This is a genomic window from Frigoribacterium sp. NPDC087798 (assembly GCF_044742985.1).
Classification (GTDB): Bacteria; Actinomycetota; Actinomycetes; order Actinomycetales; family Microbacteriaceae; genus Frigoribacterium.
In genome coordinates this window covers 1-15,107 of record NZ_JBIUVP010000001.1, presented here as the reverse complement: position 1 = coordinate 15,107, position 15,107 = coordinate 1, and the positions used below count along the sequence as shown (strand labels likewise).

General features: G+C 67.8%; 19 protein-coding genes and 1 pseudogene. 9 read left to right on the top strand and 11 right to left on the bottom strand.

From position 1 onward, the window contains the following. Nucleotides 1–29: 29 nt before the first annotated feature. The 3 genes from ACIOSR_RS00100 (at nt 30) to ACIOSR_RS00090 (ending at nt 2,420) form a co-directional block, all read left to right on the top strand. Nucleotides 30–1,253, top strand: a complete 1,224-nt coding sequence (locus tag ACIOSR_RS00100) for a glycosyltransferase (protein WP_402751561.1) — start codon at nt 30–32, stop codon at nt 1,251–1,253. Nucleotides 1,254–1,377: 124 nt separating this feature from the next. Next, nucleotides 1,378–1,857: a heme-degrading domain-containing protein gene (locus ACIOSR_RS00095; RefSeq protein WP_123569985.1), complete on the top strand. Its 480-nt coding sequence runs from the start codon at nt 1,378–1,380 to the stop codon at nt 1,855–1,857. A 20-nt stretch (nt 1,858–1,877) separates the two neighbouring features. Beyond that, nucleotides 1,878–2,420 (top strand): hypothetical protein, encoded by a 543-nt coding sequence (locus tag ACIOSR_RS00090; RefSeq protein WP_402751560.1) that lies wholly within the window; start codon nt 1,878–1,880, stop codon nt 2,418–2,420. On the opposite strand, the gene ACIOSR_RS00085 is transcribed toward ACIOSR_RS00090, so the two are convergent. Next, the gene (locus ACIOSR_RS00085) at nt 2,417–4,024 is read right to left on the bottom strand and encodes an MFS transporter (RefSeq protein WP_402751559.1); all 1,608 of its coding nucleotides are present in this window, start codon (nt 4,022–4,024) and stop codon (nt 2,417–2,419) included. The two genes, ACIOSR_RS00090 and ACIOSR_RS00085, sit on opposite strands and share 4 nt — an antisense overlap. Before the next feature lie 287 nt (nt 4,025–4,311). On the opposite strand from ACIOSR_RS00085, the gene ACIOSR_RS00080 reads away from it, so the two are divergent. Beyond that, a complete protein-coding gene (locus ACIOSR_RS00080) occupies nt 4,312–4,902 on the top strand; it encodes a hypothetical protein (protein WP_056044955.1) in 591 nt (196 codons plus the stop codon). Between the two features lie 60 nt (nt 4,903–4,962). On the opposite strand, the gene ACIOSR_RS00075 is transcribed toward ACIOSR_RS00080, so the two are convergent. The 9 genes and pseudogenes from ACIOSR_RS00075 to ACIOSR_RS00035 all read right to left on the bottom strand — a co-directional run bounded on the left by ACIOSR_RS00075 (nt 4,963) and on the right by ACIOSR_RS00035 (nt 10,927). Further along, on the bottom strand, nt 4,963–5,403 hold the full coding sequence (locus tag ACIOSR_RS00075; protein ID WP_173150784.1) for a hypothetical protein: 441 nt from the start codon (nt 5,401–5,403) through the stop codon (nt 4,963–4,965). A gap of 33 nt (nt 5,404–5,436) precedes the next feature. Then, a complete protein-coding gene (locus ACIOSR_RS00070) occupies nt 5,437–5,961 on the bottom strand; it encodes a DUF427 domain-containing protein (RefSeq protein WP_200412931.1) in 525 nt (174 codons plus the stop codon). A 131-nt stretch (nt 5,962–6,092) separates the two neighbouring features. Continuing rightward, nucleotides 6,093–6,503: pseudogene (locus ACIOSR_RS00065) on the bottom strand (GNAT family N-acetyltransferase); the annotation flags it as partial. A gap of 32 nt (nt 6,504–6,535) precedes the next feature. Continuing rightward, the gene (locus ACIOSR_RS00060) at nt 6,536–7,033 is read right to left on the bottom strand and encodes a helix-turn-helix transcriptional regulator (RefSeq protein ID WP_402751558.1); all 498 of its coding nucleotides are present in this window, start codon (nt 7,031–7,033) and stop codon (nt 6,536–6,538) included. Nucleotides 7,034–7,234: 201 nt separating this feature from the next. Next, complete coding sequence (locus ACIOSR_RS00055) at nt 7,235–7,453, bottom strand: hypothetical protein (RefSeq protein ID WP_056044946.1); 219 nt, start codon at nt 7,451–7,453, stop codon at nt 7,235–7,237. A 189-nt stretch (nt 7,454–7,642) separates the two neighbouring features. Further along, a complete protein-coding gene (locus ACIOSR_RS00050) occupies nt 7,643–8,065 on the bottom strand; it encodes a hypothetical protein (RefSeq protein ID WP_192123521.1) in 423 nt (140 codons plus the stop codon). Between the two features lie 575 nt (nt 8,066–8,640). Then, nucleotides 8,641–9,318: a hypothetical protein gene (locus ACIOSR_RS00045; protein ID WP_402751557.1), complete on the bottom strand. Its 678-nt coding sequence runs from the start codon at nt 9,316–9,318 to the stop codon at nt 8,641–8,643. A gap of 140 nt (nt 9,319–9,458) precedes the next feature. Further along, a complete protein-coding gene (locus ACIOSR_RS00040; protein ID WP_402751556.1) occupies nt 9,459–10,520 on the bottom strand; it encodes a hypothetical protein in 1,062 nt (353 codons plus the stop codon). Nucleotides 10,521–10,660: 140 nt separating this feature from the next. Further along, nucleotides 10,661–10,927: a hypothetical protein gene (locus ACIOSR_RS00035; RefSeq protein ID WP_402751555.1), complete on the bottom strand. Its 267-nt coding sequence runs from the start codon at nt 10,925–10,927 to the stop codon at nt 10,661–10,663. 561 nt (nt 10,928–11,488) lie between these two features. Between ACIOSR_RS00035 and ACIOSR_RS00030 the strand changes: the two genes are divergently transcribed. The 5 genes from ACIOSR_RS00030 (at nt 11,489) to ACIOSR_RS00010 (ending at nt 13,889) form a co-directional block, all read left to right on the top strand. Continuing rightward, entirely contained in the window at nt 11,489–11,833 is a 345-nt protein-coding gene (locus tag ACIOSR_RS00030) for a hypothetical protein (RefSeq protein WP_173154445.1), read from the top strand. Nucleotides 11,834–11,985: 152 nt separating this feature from the next. Further along, entirely contained in the window at nt 11,986–12,327 is a 342-nt protein-coding gene (locus ACIOSR_RS00025) for a hypothetical protein (protein WP_402751554.1), read from the top strand. A 123-nt stretch (nt 12,328–12,450) separates the two neighbouring features. Beyond that, entirely contained in the window at nt 12,451–12,825 is a 375-nt protein-coding gene (locus ACIOSR_RS00020) for a hypothetical protein (protein WP_402751553.1), read from the top strand. Nucleotides 12,826–13,081: 256 nt separating this feature from the next. Next, on the top strand, nt 13,082–13,480 hold the full coding sequence (locus tag ACIOSR_RS00015) for a hypothetical protein (protein WP_159825157.1): 399 nt from the start codon (nt 13,082–13,084) through the stop codon (nt 13,478–13,480). A gap of 151 nt (nt 13,481–13,631) precedes the next feature. Then, nucleotides 13,632–13,889 carry a hypothetical protein gene (locus ACIOSR_RS00010; protein WP_402751552.1) on the top strand — a complete coding sequence of 86 codons (258 nt, stop codon included), beginning with the start codon at nt 13,632–13,634 and terminating at the stop codon, nt 13,887–13,889. A gap of 38 nt (nt 13,890–13,927) precedes the next feature. Here ACIOSR_RS00010 and ACIOSR_RS00005 read toward each other — a convergent pair whose 3' ends face one another. Further along, complete coding sequence (locus tag ACIOSR_RS00005) at nt 13,928–14,830, bottom strand: hypothetical protein (protein ID WP_173154454.1); 903 nt, start codon at nt 14,828–14,830, stop codon at nt 13,928–13,930. Between the last annotated feature and the right edge of the window lie 277 nt (nt 14,831–15,107).

Sequence of the window (15,107 nt, the reverse complement as noted above, 5' to 3'; positions counted from 1 at the left end):
CGGGGGCGGTGGGCCGGTACCCTCGGGAAGTGACCACCGCCTCCTCCCCGCTCCGCATCGCCCTCGTGTCGTTGCACACGTCCCCCGGTGCCGAGCCCGGGTCGGGCGACGTCGGCGGCATGAACGTCGTCGTCCGCAACCAGGCCGAGGCGCTCGGCGCCGCGGGCCACGAGGTCGAGATCCTGACCCGCCGGTCCTCGCCCGACGAGCCGGCGAGCCTGGCCCTCGCCCCCGGCGTCACGCTGCGGTTCCTCGACGCCGGCCCGGCCGAACCGGTCACGAAGGGGCGCAACGAGCTCTACGTCGACGAGTTCCGCGACCGGCTCGCCGAGCTCGGCCCGTGGGACGTCCTCCACTCGCACCACTGGTTCTCGGGCATGGCCGCGCTTCCCGTCGCCCGTGCCCTCGGCGTGCCCCACCTGCAGAGCTTCCACTCGATCGCCGCCCACGACTCCACCCCCCTCTCGCACGGCGAACGCGCCGAGTCCCCCGGCAGGATCGGCGGCGAAGAACGGCTCGCCCGCGAGTCCGACGCCGTGGTCGCGATCAGCCACGCCGAGGCCGGGACCGTCACCTCCCGTCTCGGCGGCTCGCCCGACCGCGTCCACGTCGTCCTGCCGGGCGTCGACGGCGAGCTCTTCCACCCGGCGGAGGCGGGCCGGACCGCCCCGGGCCGCCCGTACGTCGTCGTGGCGGGGCGACTCGAACCGCTCAAGGCACCCGACCTCGCCCTGCGCGCGGTGGCGGCGGTCCCCGCCGAGGTGCGCCCCGACCTCGTCATCGCCGGCGGCGCCTCGACCGAGTTCGCCGGGTACGAGTCCGAGTTGAGCGCCCTGAGCGACGACCTCGACCTCACCGTGCACTTCCTGGGCCCGCGATCGCGGCCCGGCCTCGCCGCACTGCTGCGCGACGCTGCCCTCGTGCTCGTGCCCTCCCACTCCGAGACCTACGGGCTCATCGCTCTCGAGGCCGCGGCCAGCGGGGTCCCGGTGATCGCCGCGGCGTCGGGCGGCCTCCGCGAATCGGTGGTCGACGGCGTCACGGGCATCGTGCTGCCGCAGCGCGACCCGCAGGCCTGGGCCCGGGCGATGACGCAGGTGCTCGCGGACGCCGGGCTGCGCGACCGGCTCTCGCGCGCCTCCCGGTCCCACGCCCTCGACCACCCGTGGTCGCGTTCGGCCGACGACCTCGTGGGCGTCTACTGCGGGTCGCTCGCCCGCCAGGGGTCGCCCTGCGCCGCGGCCTCGGCCTGACCCCTCTCGGCGCCACCAGCCCGTTGACGGGGGCCGGGCCTAGGCTCGGGTCGTCCCGCGACGGCGCGCCGCCGCGCGCCCGTGCCGACCCACCAGCTCGCCCGACCACCCCAGGAGGCCACCGATGACCGACGACACCCTGCTCCAGACCCTCATCGAACAAGAAGAGCGCCTCGTCTTCCGGCGGTTCACCCTCGACGTCGCCCTCGACCTGGGCGCCCACCTCCTGGCCGAGGCCCGACGCCGCGACCTCGCCGTCGCGGTCACCGTGCGGCACGGTCGGCAGCGGGCGTTCCACGCGGCCCTGCCCGGCAGCAGCCTCGACAACGACGAGTGGCTCGACCGCAAGGCCCGCGTGGTCGAGCGCTACGGGCAGAGTTCGTACCGGGTGGGCGAGTCGTTCCGGGTGCAGGGCGGCACGTTCGACGAGAAGTCGCGCCTCGACACCGGCCTCTACGCGGCGCACGGCGGGCTGTTCCCCGTGCGGGTCACGGGCGTCGGCGTCGTCGGCTCCGCCGGCGTCTCCGGCCTGCCGCAGGCCGACGACCACGCGTTCGTCGTCGACGTGATCGAGGACTTCCTCGACCACGGCTACGACGCCTGAGCCCACCGCCCGAGCATCACGTGGACGACCCGACGGCAGGAGGCGCGGTGCCGGCCCCCGAATTCCCCTCCGACGACGAGGCGGCCGCCTCGCTCCGCGCCCTCGTCGAGCAGGCGGCCGCCGACCTGGCCGCGCGCGGGGCGCGCACCGAGGCCCTCGCCCGCCACAAGCCCGCCCGGCGCATCGTCGTGGTGAAGACCGCCGAGTCGCTCGAGCCCGCCGGGCGCGCCTGGCGACTCGGCGTGCTGCTGCTCGGCACCGACGGCCGCGTCTTCGAGACCGGACGCATCACCCGGGCGGTCACGCCGACCCGTTCCCAGCACCTGTCCGCCCAGGTCGAGCAGCGCAAGGCCGAACGGCGGGCGGCCGTGCGCGGCCACTTCGCCGAGGGCGAGGTCGTCAACTACGGGTACGAGCCGGTGGACCTGTCGACCGCGGCGTTGCAGGGCGGCGAGCAGCGCCTCCTCGTCCGCGACGGGCACGCCCTCGTGCGGTGGGGCACGGCGACCGGCGAGGTCCGCGATCTCGCCGCGTACCTCGCCGATCGGGCCGAACTGCTCTAACGCACGGTCCCCCGCGAGGGCGACGCAGCGGACGCGGTCGTCGCCGCGGACTCGTCAGGCTCGGCGCGGTCGACGGGCTGGGCGGGCTCGGCGGGCTCGGCGTCGAGGAAGGGCAGGTCGCCGAGGTCGATGTTCGGGTTGGCGTCCTGCGTCTCGACGAGCTCGTGCGCCTCGGCCTCGGTGGCCACGCTCGGCATCGAGCCGGGCAGCGGGCGCTGCGACGACTCCTTCATGAACCACACCGCGACGGCTCCGACCAGCGAGGTCGCCATCAGGAAGAACGCCGGCACGAGCTCGTTGCCGGTCGCCTGCAGCAGCGCCTGGATGATCAGGGGCGTCGTCCCGCCGAACACGGCGATCGCGACGTTGTACGACACGCCCATCGCGCCGTAGCGGCTCGCCGTCGGGAAGAGCGCGGGCAGCGACGACGCCTGGCTCGACACCCAGAGCGCGACGCTCACGGCGAGCAGCGACAGCCCGGCGAGGGTCGTGACGATGCTGCCGACGCCGATCAGGAGGAACGCGGGCAGGGCGAGCAGCAGCACCGATGCGGCACCGAGCCACATGACGGGACGTCGACCGATGCGGTCGCTGAGGCGCCCGGCGACGGGCAGCAGCAGGGCGAGCAGCACGAGCACCGGGATGGTCAGCAGCGTGCCGTGCAGCGGGTCGTAGCCGAGCGAGTCGGTCAGGTAGGTCGGCATGTAGCTGGTCAGCGCGTAGCCGACGGTGTTGGAGGCGGCGACGAGGCCGATCGCGATGACGATCGGACGCCAGTGCTGCCGGACGAGGGCGAGGGTGTTGCGCGGACGGCCCTGCGCGTCGGCGATCTCGCCGACCTTGTTCTCTTGAGCGTCCTGCGTCGCCTGGAACGCGGGCGATTCCTCGATCTTCAGGCGAAAGTAGATCGCGACGACGCCGAGCACGCCGGCCAGCAGGAAGGGCAGGCGCCAGGCCCAGTCGAGCATCTGCTGCTCGGTGGTCAGCAACTGCAGCACCGACACGACCGCGGCGCCGAGCGCGAAGCCCAGGTAGCTGCCGAGGTCGAGGATGCTCGCGAAGAATCCGCGCCGTCTGTCGGGTGCGTACTCGCTGACGAACGTCGTCGCCCCGGCGTACTCCCCACCGGTCGAGAAGCCCTGCAGCAGCTTGAGCACGACGAGGGCGATCGGGGCGAGGGCACCGATCGCGGCGAAGTCGGGCAGCACGCCGATCAGGAAGGTCGCGCCCGCCATCAGGATGAGCGTGGTCGCGAGCACCTTCTGACGTCCGACCCGGTCACCGAGGCGGCCGAAGACGACCCCGCCGAGCGGACGCGCGACGTAGGTCGAGGCGAAGACGCCGAGGCTGAAGAGGATCTGCAGCGACGGGTCGGCCTCGGGCAGGAAGACCCGGCCCATCGTGACGGCGAGGTAGCCGTAGACGCCGACGTCGTACCACTCCATGGTGTTGCCGACGACGGTGCCGCCGATGGCGCGCTTCATCATCGCGGGGTCGACGACGGTGACGTCGTCGACGCGCAGACGCCGCGGGCGCCTCCGTCCGGAGGCGCGGGTCGGGCGGTCGGGACGGGTCTCGCGGACAGGGGTGGGTGGGGTTCCCATGAACGACGTTCCTCTGGATCTCGGGCGCCGGTCGCAGGAACGGGCGCCGCGGCGATCGAGCTGCGGAGGGGCGGTGCCCGGCTGCCGCGGCCCGAGTGGTCGGGTCGACGGCGGGCAACGTTACCGGCATGTCGGCGGCGGATTGCCAGGGCATTCGGAGGGAGGCACACCCACCCCCCAGCCGACGCGGGACGAACTGCCGAGCGGATCGCCTATCCTCGACGACGACTTCCGTGCCGGTCGCCGCCCGCTGATCGCCACCCCACCCGACCCCCAGGAGGCCCGCCGTGCGCCGCGTGCTGATCGCCGTCTCCGTCGTGTTCGGCGTGGGGCTCGTCGCCTTCGTCGTCGCCGTCGCGATGGTCGTCTCGGCGCTCACGGCACCCCGCGACGAGGACGTCACGGCGATCACGTCGACGCCCGTGCCGGCCTGCCCCGAGGTCGACCCGGTGATGGTCGGCGACATCGAGGTGCCGGCCGGGCCGGTCGCCGGGTACTGCCAGGACCGGCTGGTGAACGCCGCGTACATCATGCTGGCCGCCCGGGCGCAGGGCATCGGGGAGCACACCCAGGCCATCGGGGTGATGACCGCGATGGGTGAGTCGAGCCTCCGCAACATCGACTACGGCGACGCCGTCGGGCCCGACAGCCGAGGGCTCTTCCAGCAACGGGACAACGGCCAGTGGGGCACCTACGAGCAGCGGATGGACCCCTACACGGCGGCGACCAGCTTCTTCACGAAGCTCGTGGCCATCCCGGGCTGGAAGGACCTGACGCCGACCCAGGCGGCGCACGCCGTCCAGGTCAACGCCGACCCCGACCACTACACGAAGTGGTTCCCCGACGCCGAGGTGGTCGTGGCGGCGCTGTCGAGCTGAGCCGCGCCTCCTCGGGTCGGGGCCGGTCGGCCCGTCGGGGCCCGTCGGGGCCCACCGTGACTACTTGGCGCGACGGCCGATGCTGCGACGGTCGCGCCAGGCGCCCGTCGACCAGAGCGACAGCAGGACGAGCAGCGGCTGGAAGACCAGGCGGAAGGCGCGCTTGCCGTCGGTGTCGAGGCCGAACGCGTCGGTGTGCGTGACGAGCTGCGAGATGTTGCCGGGGAAGATCGCGGTGAAGAACGCCGCGGCGACCCATCCGACGGTCACGCGGTGCTTGGGGGCGACGACGAGGGCCGCGCCGATGCCGATCTCGACGACGCCGGAGGCGAGCACGACGAAGTCGTCGTCGAGCGGCAACCACTCGGGCACCTGGGCCTGGAACGGCTCGCGGGCGAACGTGAGGTGGCTCGTGCCGGCGAAGACCAGGGCGCCACCGAGGGCGATGCGGCCCAGGGTGCGGGCGAGGGACGTGGGGCGGGGGCGGGGTCGTCTGGACATCCGTCCAGTCTCCTCCTGTCGGGGCCCTCGTCCCTACCAGCCCATCGTGCCGGGTGCGCCCTTGAACGGACCGACCAGGTTCGCGGTGATCCAGCCGCCGTAGAAGTCGCCCTCCTGCGCCTGGACCACCTCGCCGTCGATCTCGCAGGAGTCCATGGCGCCCGGGTACAGCGCGACGTGGTCGACGAGGGACTCGTAGCCGGGCCAGGGCTCGGCGTAGGACCAGCCGGCGCGGCGCGCGACGACTCCCCCGCCGGTCACGTCGAGGTAGCCGGCCTGGCCCTTGAACTCGCAGAGGCTTCGCCCCTCGGCGCGCGACAGGGCTCCAGCGGCGAAGTCCGAGCGGGGCAGGTAGTAGACGGGCGGGTGGCTCGTCTCGAGCACGCGGATCGCGGCCGTCGTGTCGGCCACCACGACGCCGCCGAGACGGACGACGACGCGCTCGGTGCGGGGTTCGACGCGTGGCGGGCGGGGGTAGTCCCAGACGGACTCCTGCCCGGGGCCGGGCTCGACGCGGACGGGGTGGGACGGACGGGAGGGGCGGCGGAAGGCGGGCATGGCCTCATGATGCGCCGCGGGGCTGGGACGCCGCACCGGGTCGCCCGCAGCCGTCGCCCCCGTGGCCGATTGGGGTGGCCGGACGAGCCCCGACTCCACCACGAGGCTGATGCTCGACGGCCGAACCGCACCTACCCCCGCTGGACGATCGACTGACGGACGCCCTCGTGCCGCTGTGCCACGGGAGCGACGACGGCTTCCCAGAGGATCTCGTCGTCGACGACCGTCGACGTGGGTACGAGCCCGAGCCGACGGGCCACCCGGGCTGACGCCTCGTGGTCGGGGTGGACGTAGGCCTGAAGGCGCCCGACACCCAGCGAGGTCAGCCACGTCACGACGGCTGTCGCCGCCTCCCCGGCGAGACCGCGACCCTGTTCCGAGGCCGTGACCAGCCACGCGAGATCAGCGATGAGGTCAGCGCCCTCGCGTAAGAGCGTCACCTGGACGAATCCGACGGCCGGCCCACCGCCAGCAGATCGGATGATCCAGTTCAGCCGCCCGGCACGTCCCTCTTCGGACTGACCCGTCGACTGACGGCGGTAACGCGCTTCGAGTTCCCATCGACACGCTGTGGCTACCCGCTCGTCGCCTCATCCGTGGCGGCACGGGAGAGGGGATAGGCGCGGTCCAGGCGGGGGCTGAGGACGACGAGGAACAAGAACATCGACAGCAACCACCCGGCGATCCAGTAGGCGGGAATCGAGAAGATCACGACGTTCGGCACGATGTCGGTGGCGACTGCGACGACCACGGTGATCGTGAAGAGCACGCCCACGCCGTAGTACAGGGCTCGGAAGCCGTCCTCGACCCGGCCTCGCCGATCCTGCTGGCGAGTCGTCCGCTCGTCGAGAGCGGTGACCGAGCGGCCGTAGTCGTCCTCGGTGACGGTGACGAAGAGGTCACGGACTGGTACGCCGAAGGCCTTCGCCACCCGCGACAGCGTGTCGAGGCTCCCGTCATTGCCCGCCTCGAGCCTCTGGACGGTGCGGACGGTCACGCCGCTCGCGTCTGCGAGGCGTTCCTGGGTCCAACCCATCTGGGTCCGGAGATCGACGATCCGTGTCTCGTTCATGCACCTCACACTAAGAACGACCAGCCCCGAGGTCCACGAAACGGACCCGACAAACAGCCGACACCCTCACGACAGAGCACCTCCGGGCACCCCGTCCCAATCATCACCTCCACCGCAGCAGTCCTCGGTCTCAGATGGGGTCCGATGAACGACCGTCCATCCGGACGGCTGGTCGCCCGGTCAGAGCTGCACGTGAGCCAGTCAGCTGTCGAGCGCGAGGACCCAGAGGGCCAGTACGACACCGGTCACGACGAGCAACCCGATTCCGGACCAGAACCACGGAGCGCTCGGACCGCGTTCCGCCCTGGCCCCCGCGATGCCGTCTCGGCGAACGGCCATCACACAGGCGCGTCCGATCAGCCCGAGTCCCCCGAGGGCGACGATCACGAGCCCCGACCAGGTCCACCACGAGAACTGCATGTGATGAGGATGCCGGATACGACGAACTACTGCGCGCGGGCCGCTGACCGGCAACCACTGTCTCACCGACCGATCGTCTATCGGGACAGGCCGGCCTCACTGGGAATGGACGATGCGAACGCTAATCAGCCCATTCGAGCCGAGTTCGGGCAGGGTTCTCCGCCACGAGGCGACTGACCGCCTGTGTGGTCAGCGGGGCGACACAACGAGGTGACCGCGGAGCAGCGTGCTGCCCTCGGGCACGGTCGGATCTTCAACGGCCGACCACGAAGCTGACGGCCCTCCGCTCATGGAGATCGTGAGCGTGCCCCCATCGCCCGGGCTGCAGCCGGACATCATGTCATCAGGTTCGCCCGCGACAACCTGCGTGAGGACGCAGAACTCGTCATCCGCGTTCCGGGCCGCCCAATACCGAGTCCCTTCAGCCTCGCCGAGATACCGCGCCGACTCCGGGTCCAGATCGTCGAGGACCACACTCTCGACTTGCGGCAGGGCATCAGAACTGACCTGTTCCTCAGCCAACACGTCATTCGTTGTGGCCACCGAGCAACCCGCTAGTGCGCCGGCACCTAGAAGCACTACCGCCAGTCGTGCCCACTGCCCCGTGGTCATGTCCTCATCCTGGCCGAGCGATGAAGCCAGCACCAGGGCGGCCCCCTACCCGCCTCTCGAGTTGCCGACCCAACCGTCGCAGGGAACGATCGGCTATCGGACACCCTGCAGTGCCGCTCAAGGTCCAAACGCGCTCCCAAGATCCGATTAGATACCTACAGGGCCCGGTCCTCTTACCTCGCTGAGCGAAAAGCTGCCGTGCACTTCTCCCGGCAGGCGAGACCCTGAACACGACAAACACGACAGAAGTGCCAGCCCTCATCGTTGCTTCGCTGGGCATCAGCGGCGGGATCCTCCTCGTCATCTTTCACCGGCCCTTTTCGAGACGAACCAGGAGTGAACGCGAACGACTAGGAGTTCACGTGGGTTCCGAAAGCCACCCGCCCACGTTTCTGCTCGTAGGTCTCATATTCGTGGTCATCGCCATCGTCATCCTGGTCGGCACGTTCAGCAACGCGTTCTCCGGGTCACCTGGGGTCTAGAGCAGCCCAGTAGCCGATCCCCTATCGGGCGGCGGTCGAAAATGCAGAACATCTGAATTGAACGTAATTGCGTTCTGTGCGGGCAGGATGAGGCTAGCTGTAGGCGCGGAAGTGGAGACGTTGGGGCCGGAATGGCAGCCTCGGCCCCGGAATCGGCCCTGAGAAGTAGTCACCGTGTTCGTCGAGCAAGGTGACGCCTCGCCACGTGCGTCTGATGCTGCCGCCGTAGAGCACGACCTGTTCCATCAGGTCCTTCGCTGCCGCCATGCCGTCATCGTCAGTGCGTCCGGCGCCGAAGGTCCACCAGTGAAGTTGCGAGCCCTCGACCACAACATTGCCGTCATGCCGCACGTGAACGTAGAAGGGCAAAGCGGAACCCCGGTCAGGAACCACCCGCATCTCCAGGTCGAACTCAGCGACGGGAGCGTGGACCGTCACCCGGCCGTGAGTGCCGACGAGTGCCTCGATCCAGCCTGGCAGGCCCTCTGGGGCGGTCTTGTCGATGGTCATCCTCAGCTGCCGTCGTTCGAGCAGACTGAATGCCCGGCCGACACCGGCTACGTTCCACTCGAGTTCTAGTCTTCGGCCGCCGGCGAATTCGACGACGATCCATTGCTCGCCGATGAATGACAGTCCGGGGACTTCCAGAAACGGCAGGCGATCCGTGTCGGGATCGAGCAGGGTCGCGGAGACGTGGTCCGTCCCGAACGTCCTCCTGGCTGCGTCGGTCAGCCGCCCGAATGTGGCTTCGTGATGGGGCGGGATCGGCACGACCTCAGTATGCCGATTCCCGATAGAGACGGCGAGGGCGCTTGACCGAAACTCAAAGTAGAGAGCAAGACCCTACGTCTGCTCAGCTCCCGGTGACCGATCCCCTTTTGGGACGCCGGGCCCTCGGACTTTTGCGTGTTTCAGGTAAACGCGAGATCCGATCCGTCGATGCAGTCGTAACTGTGCCGTGGGCTCCAGAAACGCTTCGGAAGATGGCCGTCTTTGGCCTCGGCGGGATGACGGTAGGCCACTTCGTCGATGAACTCGTCGAGACCCGCCAGGGGGTCCTGTCCTTCTTCGATCTCCTCCCGCACCATGGCCGGGGTCATCTCGCGCCCTTCGCCCGTGAAGTCGTCCACGACGAGGCCCGGCGCATCAGTAGCGAGCACTCGGAGGCGCTGCCCCTGCTCTCGAGAGAGGGCCAGCTTGTGATCGTCTCGAGGATCAACGAGGCGTCCACCTGCTGGCCATTCCAGAAGCCCCTGGGTCTCTGCCATGTCCAGGATGCGCGAAGCAGTCCGCTCGTCAAGATACGAGAAATCGATCTGCCAGTCGCGTTGATCTTCCAAGCGGGCATTCGATGGCCTCACGTGGGTTGCCCGCCCGACCCATTCAGGGAACTGAGCCACCAATTCGGCAGCTCTGTCCCCGTCAGTCCGGACAAAGGCCCCGTCCTCCTTTTGGGTGAACACCCACGAGGCATCTGACGGGTAGATCGCCAACGATTCCCCATCCATCCCTGAGGACAGCGCCAACGCGGCAGCAAGGCCAGGATCGTCTAGTCCGAGCTGGGTGACGTACGTGTGCTCGTAGATGGGGAGCTCTTCGGCAAAGTTTGGATCGGCCATCCACGTCACGCTGATGTTCGACTGCCATAGGCGTGCCGGGAGGAAACGCTGGAGCCACGAGTCACGATCCTCAGGCTCCGGTCCACGAGACCACGCAAAAGTCGAGACGAAGACGCTGGCGTCGGATGCGCCTTGCCTCAGGGCTCGAAGAAGCGTCAGGTCGCGGAAGATGATCTCGGCGTATTGCATGGCCTGCTCGGCATGCTGATGCAAGGTCGGGAGCCTGTCGAACTCTAAGAGGACCCCACTGCCGAAGCGGTAGTCCTCCACCGAACCAGGCGGCGCCGGCGACCAACGCTGACCCCAATGCGTGGATATCTCCGCGAGTGTTTCCATCGAAGGGAGGTCAGCCATGCCGCAACACTAGAGAATCCAAGCAATCCCCTGGGCCACCGAACCTGACTCCTTCGCGTCCATCACGCGTCGAAACGGCCGCTGCACCATCCCCCATCGGGCACTAACTCAGGTCGACGCAAAGCGCGTTTGTCAGGGACTCAGTCGTCATCCCACTCGTCGCGCATCTCTTTTGTAAGAACTGCGACCTGAACCGTCAGGGCCCCCAGCAGTTCTTCGCGGTTGAGCCTGTTTGTCGTTCTGTAGGCCCACGTCGCTTCCCCCACGGCATTTAGGGTCTTCACAAGCACGAACGCCTCAATGGCCGTCTCGCCTTCCTCCAGTGGATGGACTTCTAAGCCCGCCAGAGCCTGCTCGATCGGGACACGCTGCTCGCCTGATGCCGGATCCCCGGAGTGACTACCCATGCCACGAGTAAAACCCATTCTTCGACCCGAGCAGTCGCGACCGATGGCCTATTCCCTATCGGGCACCAAGACGAGGCGCATCAGACGCCTTGCCGACTTGTCGGCGGCGTGACCGCTCCACAAGGGAGTCACCACCGACCGCAGCGACACCGAAGAACAAACCGATGGTCCCCACGACCCATCCGTTCCAGCCCAAGGCGAAGCCAGCGACGCCGACGAAGAGCACGACAGGGACTATGGCTATGCGCGAGATCATGGGCAGATCCTGACAGACGATGGCCGATGGCCGATGGCCGATGGCCGATGGCCGATCCCCTAACGGGCGCATAGCCAGAGGTGACCTTGAGTTGTGCCACGCTTGCCAGCGTGAGCGAAGTTGTGCCCTCAGAAATGGATGATGGGTTCTATAGCCCAAGACACCGGCGCCCTGACAGAACTTGCCACCGTTCGGGCCCCTGGACGCGCGCCTGGCATCTCATGGTCTACGCCGGGGCCGCTCTAGCAGCGCTGGTCGTCGCTCTACTTCTCGCCTCAGCCGTCCACGACTCGACTCAGGCGCATGTGGCAGGCACGTTCACCGAGGAGAGTTGCGAAGGCGATGGCCGGTACGGCTGCCAGAGCGTCGGCACGTGGACGAGCGACGACGGTCAGTTGACCTACCGCAGCGTCGGACTCGACGGGGCAGTGGGAACGGACGGCACCTCCCGTTCCTACGCGATACCCGATGCCATCCTCGGCGGCACCGACACCGTCCACGACAGCACCAGCAGCCCCCTCATCGGAGTCCTCGTCGCCACCATCTTGCTCGTCGTGCTCGCTCTCGGCGTCCTGCGTGCAGCCGAAAAGTGGGGCGACTTAGCGCGTCTGAGAAATTCGTGGAGACGCCGCAAAGCGTCCAGGCCCTGAAGTCTGACCGACGAAAAGACGAAAGCCACGTGGCCCGTGAGATTCCCGTGACCAAGAGTGGGCTTGCCCTATCGCCGATCGTCTAACGGGCACCTTCTTGTGAAGCTCTACGGGGCTGTCGGCGACATTGACGAGCCGTCTAGTCTCGGGTCATGAGCACCGCCGAGCCGCTGGCGCCGCCGCGAATCTCAGCCAGGGTCGACGCGGGAGCGATCATGGTCCTGATCGTCGGCTTCGCAGCGACCTTGGTCGTCATCGACGTTGCAGTTCTCTGGCGCGACATCATGGGCGACGTCTTCCTGTGGGCTAGGCCAATTCTGGTAGGCGTGCAGTTGTCGCTGTGGCTCCTGGCGTGCGCACTTTCTGGGCGCCGCATGCTACGTGACCACCGCGCACTTGTTCCGGCGCTCTGGCTGACTGGCGCTGCTGCTGTGGCCTCCCACGCGAGCATGTTCCTGCTCACAGCCAGCCTCCCCTGCCCGTCTCTCTGTTAGGGGCCTGAGCCGGAGGGACGATCCGTGGGACGGGCCCCTAGGGCCTCGACCGCTGACCGATCGCCTATCGGGCACCACTTTGGCTCCACTACGGTGCAGATACAGGTCACGGAAGGAACGCCCTTGAACGTCACAGTCGAAGTGGGCGACTGGGAGCACGAATGCTGCGGTGCGGCGATCGAACGCAACGAGACAGTCGACCTGGGCTGCCTCCGATGGCGGGACGCGGACGGACAAGTGCGGCTGATCGAGGCGCACCACGACTCCCCCATTGAAACTCGTGTGCGCGGTCGAGTCGTGGACATCGTCGTGGTCGCCGAGGATGGTTCCTCGACACCAATTCTTCGCGTTCCCAGTGGAGTTGCCCTGCGCGGCTTTGACGACGAGGACGACGGGCACCTTGAAGCACCGTGGTCGGGCGAGGTCGTCGACGAACTCAACAGGCGCTTTCTCATCACAGTGAAGCCACAGCCACAGGTACCAAAGTCACGCCCCTGAACGCCGCACCTAAGCCAGAGTTTGATTCGATGAGCGATCCCCTATCGGGCACTGCTTTGTGGGCTGGCTCCGTGGAGCAACGCAACGTGGAGCAGACGGTCCCTCCTGGGGTTGACGGATGCTCGAAGCCGGTACGTGCATCGCGGTATGGCACGCTGACCTGGTGCCTCCACTGCGCCCCGCCCGACCACGTGGACCCTTCTTCTTCCGACTACAGCGCTGGGGTCAACTGGCCGCGTATGTCTCTTGCATTGCCTTGGCGGCGTTCTTCATCGTCATCTCCGCATTCGCCGCGCATGATCGAGGTGAGCCCAAGATCTGGGGCACGTTCACGGAGGAGAGACGGGAATTGGCCGGCCGCCGTGGCGGTGACGTCATCATCGGCCGGTGGATTTCCGCTGACGCGCACGTAACGCTTGACGACGTCGTCTTGACAGGTTCCACCGGGCCGGACGGACACGCCTATGCCTACGCCCAGCCCACCGCCTACCTCGGCCCCAACGAAACAGTCAACGATGGCCAGTCCGAATGGGTGGGTTACGTCCTTCCACCGGTGTTCGCAGTGCTGTCGATCGCATTCCTTGTCCTTTTGCTCTGGGCCTGGGGCGACCTCGCTGCCGTGGCGTCTTGGCTCCGAGGGCTTCGACGGACTTAGCCTGCGTCACGGCGGTTGGGGACCCCACGGTTCGTCCTAGATGTCGATCCCCTATCGGGCACCGACCGGCGCGACAGAAAGGTCAGACGGGGTGCAAATTCGGTTGGCTAGGAGAGGGTCGCATCTAAGCACGACCCAGAAGGAGACGGTCATGAGCCTGACGATTCTCGAAGATCGAAAAATTTGGGGGTCCATACCTCGCGAGATCACGTACCTGGGTGCGACCGCGGCTGGCCTCTGCACCGGCTTGCTCGTCTTTGCTGCGATTGTCACGGGCATCTGGATCTTCTGGCTCGGCGTAGGGGCAGGCGCCATCTCCGGCGCCATGCTCCTCAAGGTCACGTTCTACCTGCGAGCCCTCCCTTACGAGGCCTACGAAGATCCAACCCCACCAGAGGTATCCAACTAACAACCGCGGCCGGTGACCGATCGTCTATCGGGACACCTTCATCCTGCCGGTCCGAGCTCGGCGCACCTGACCGAGTGTTCTGCTGCCAACATAAAGCCGCCGACGGGTACCGGCCCTTCGGACCTTCTCCAGTCCCATGCAGAAGCGCCGGCCGCTCGACGGGATGCGACCACAGCCCGGTCACGGTCCGCGAGCAGCTCACGCCCCTCTGGCGAGCGAGGTGGCATCAGTTCCGCGAGGCGGTACAGAGCACGTTCATGCTCGACCTCTACGCCCGCCCGCGCGGCGGCAACCCTGGCAGTCGCTCCCCCCGACACCGCGAGGCGGCGCCGGTGACCCCGTGACCACATTGCCAATGCCGATCCCGCAAGCACGAGGAGCATCAACGACCACGTGCCGAGCCACGGTGCGATGTGCTCGTTGACTGCCGTGCCTTCATCGAACACACCGATGACCGCAGACGGCATCGACAGCGCCGCCGCCCCTCCGAGCAGGTATGGCGGCCGCGACCGATCTGCCGCCATGACCCCGATGAAAGCGCCGAGCAGCGCCACCCCAGCCCACGCAGCGGCCCAGATGTCGAGAGGATGCGGGATGGGGGCCGTAATGTTCGAGAACGGGACAGCCCGCGGCTGATACCTGCCACCACTCAGGTTTTCGAAGACCAAGAACGTTGCGAGGAGAGAGACGGCACCGGGAATACCTCGCACATTCAGCCAGCGGACCGAGCGAACGTCTCTGACTTTGTCCGCATCCCCTGGTTGGAGCCGCTGCTTAATGATCCTCGACGTCGTGGTCCCGTACTCGTCGATGACTCCAACAACACGCTGGGACAGATCCGGGTGCTCCGAGAGGACGCTCCGTTCGGCAGCCGCCGCCATCTCGTCCCTGCTACGGAATTTCGATCTCCGCAGCGGGGGCGATTCCTCGGGGACCGTCATGCGTCCATCATCCAGCACACACGCTCGCGAGATGGGACCACGTTCAAGCCATCGAGTAGGCCGGCAGGCGATCCCCTACCGGGCAGATCTTCTGGGTCTGCATCCGGTAAACCCTGGCTATGGCTCAAACTATGACCATGGGGAACACTGGGGACAATGCGTGGGCAGAACTTAGCGACCTTATCTCAGCATCACCCCTTGATGTCGCCGTTCTGCCACGGGACGCAAATGCGCGTACGGCGTCAGCGCTGGAACTTGGGCCGAGCTCATACCTTGG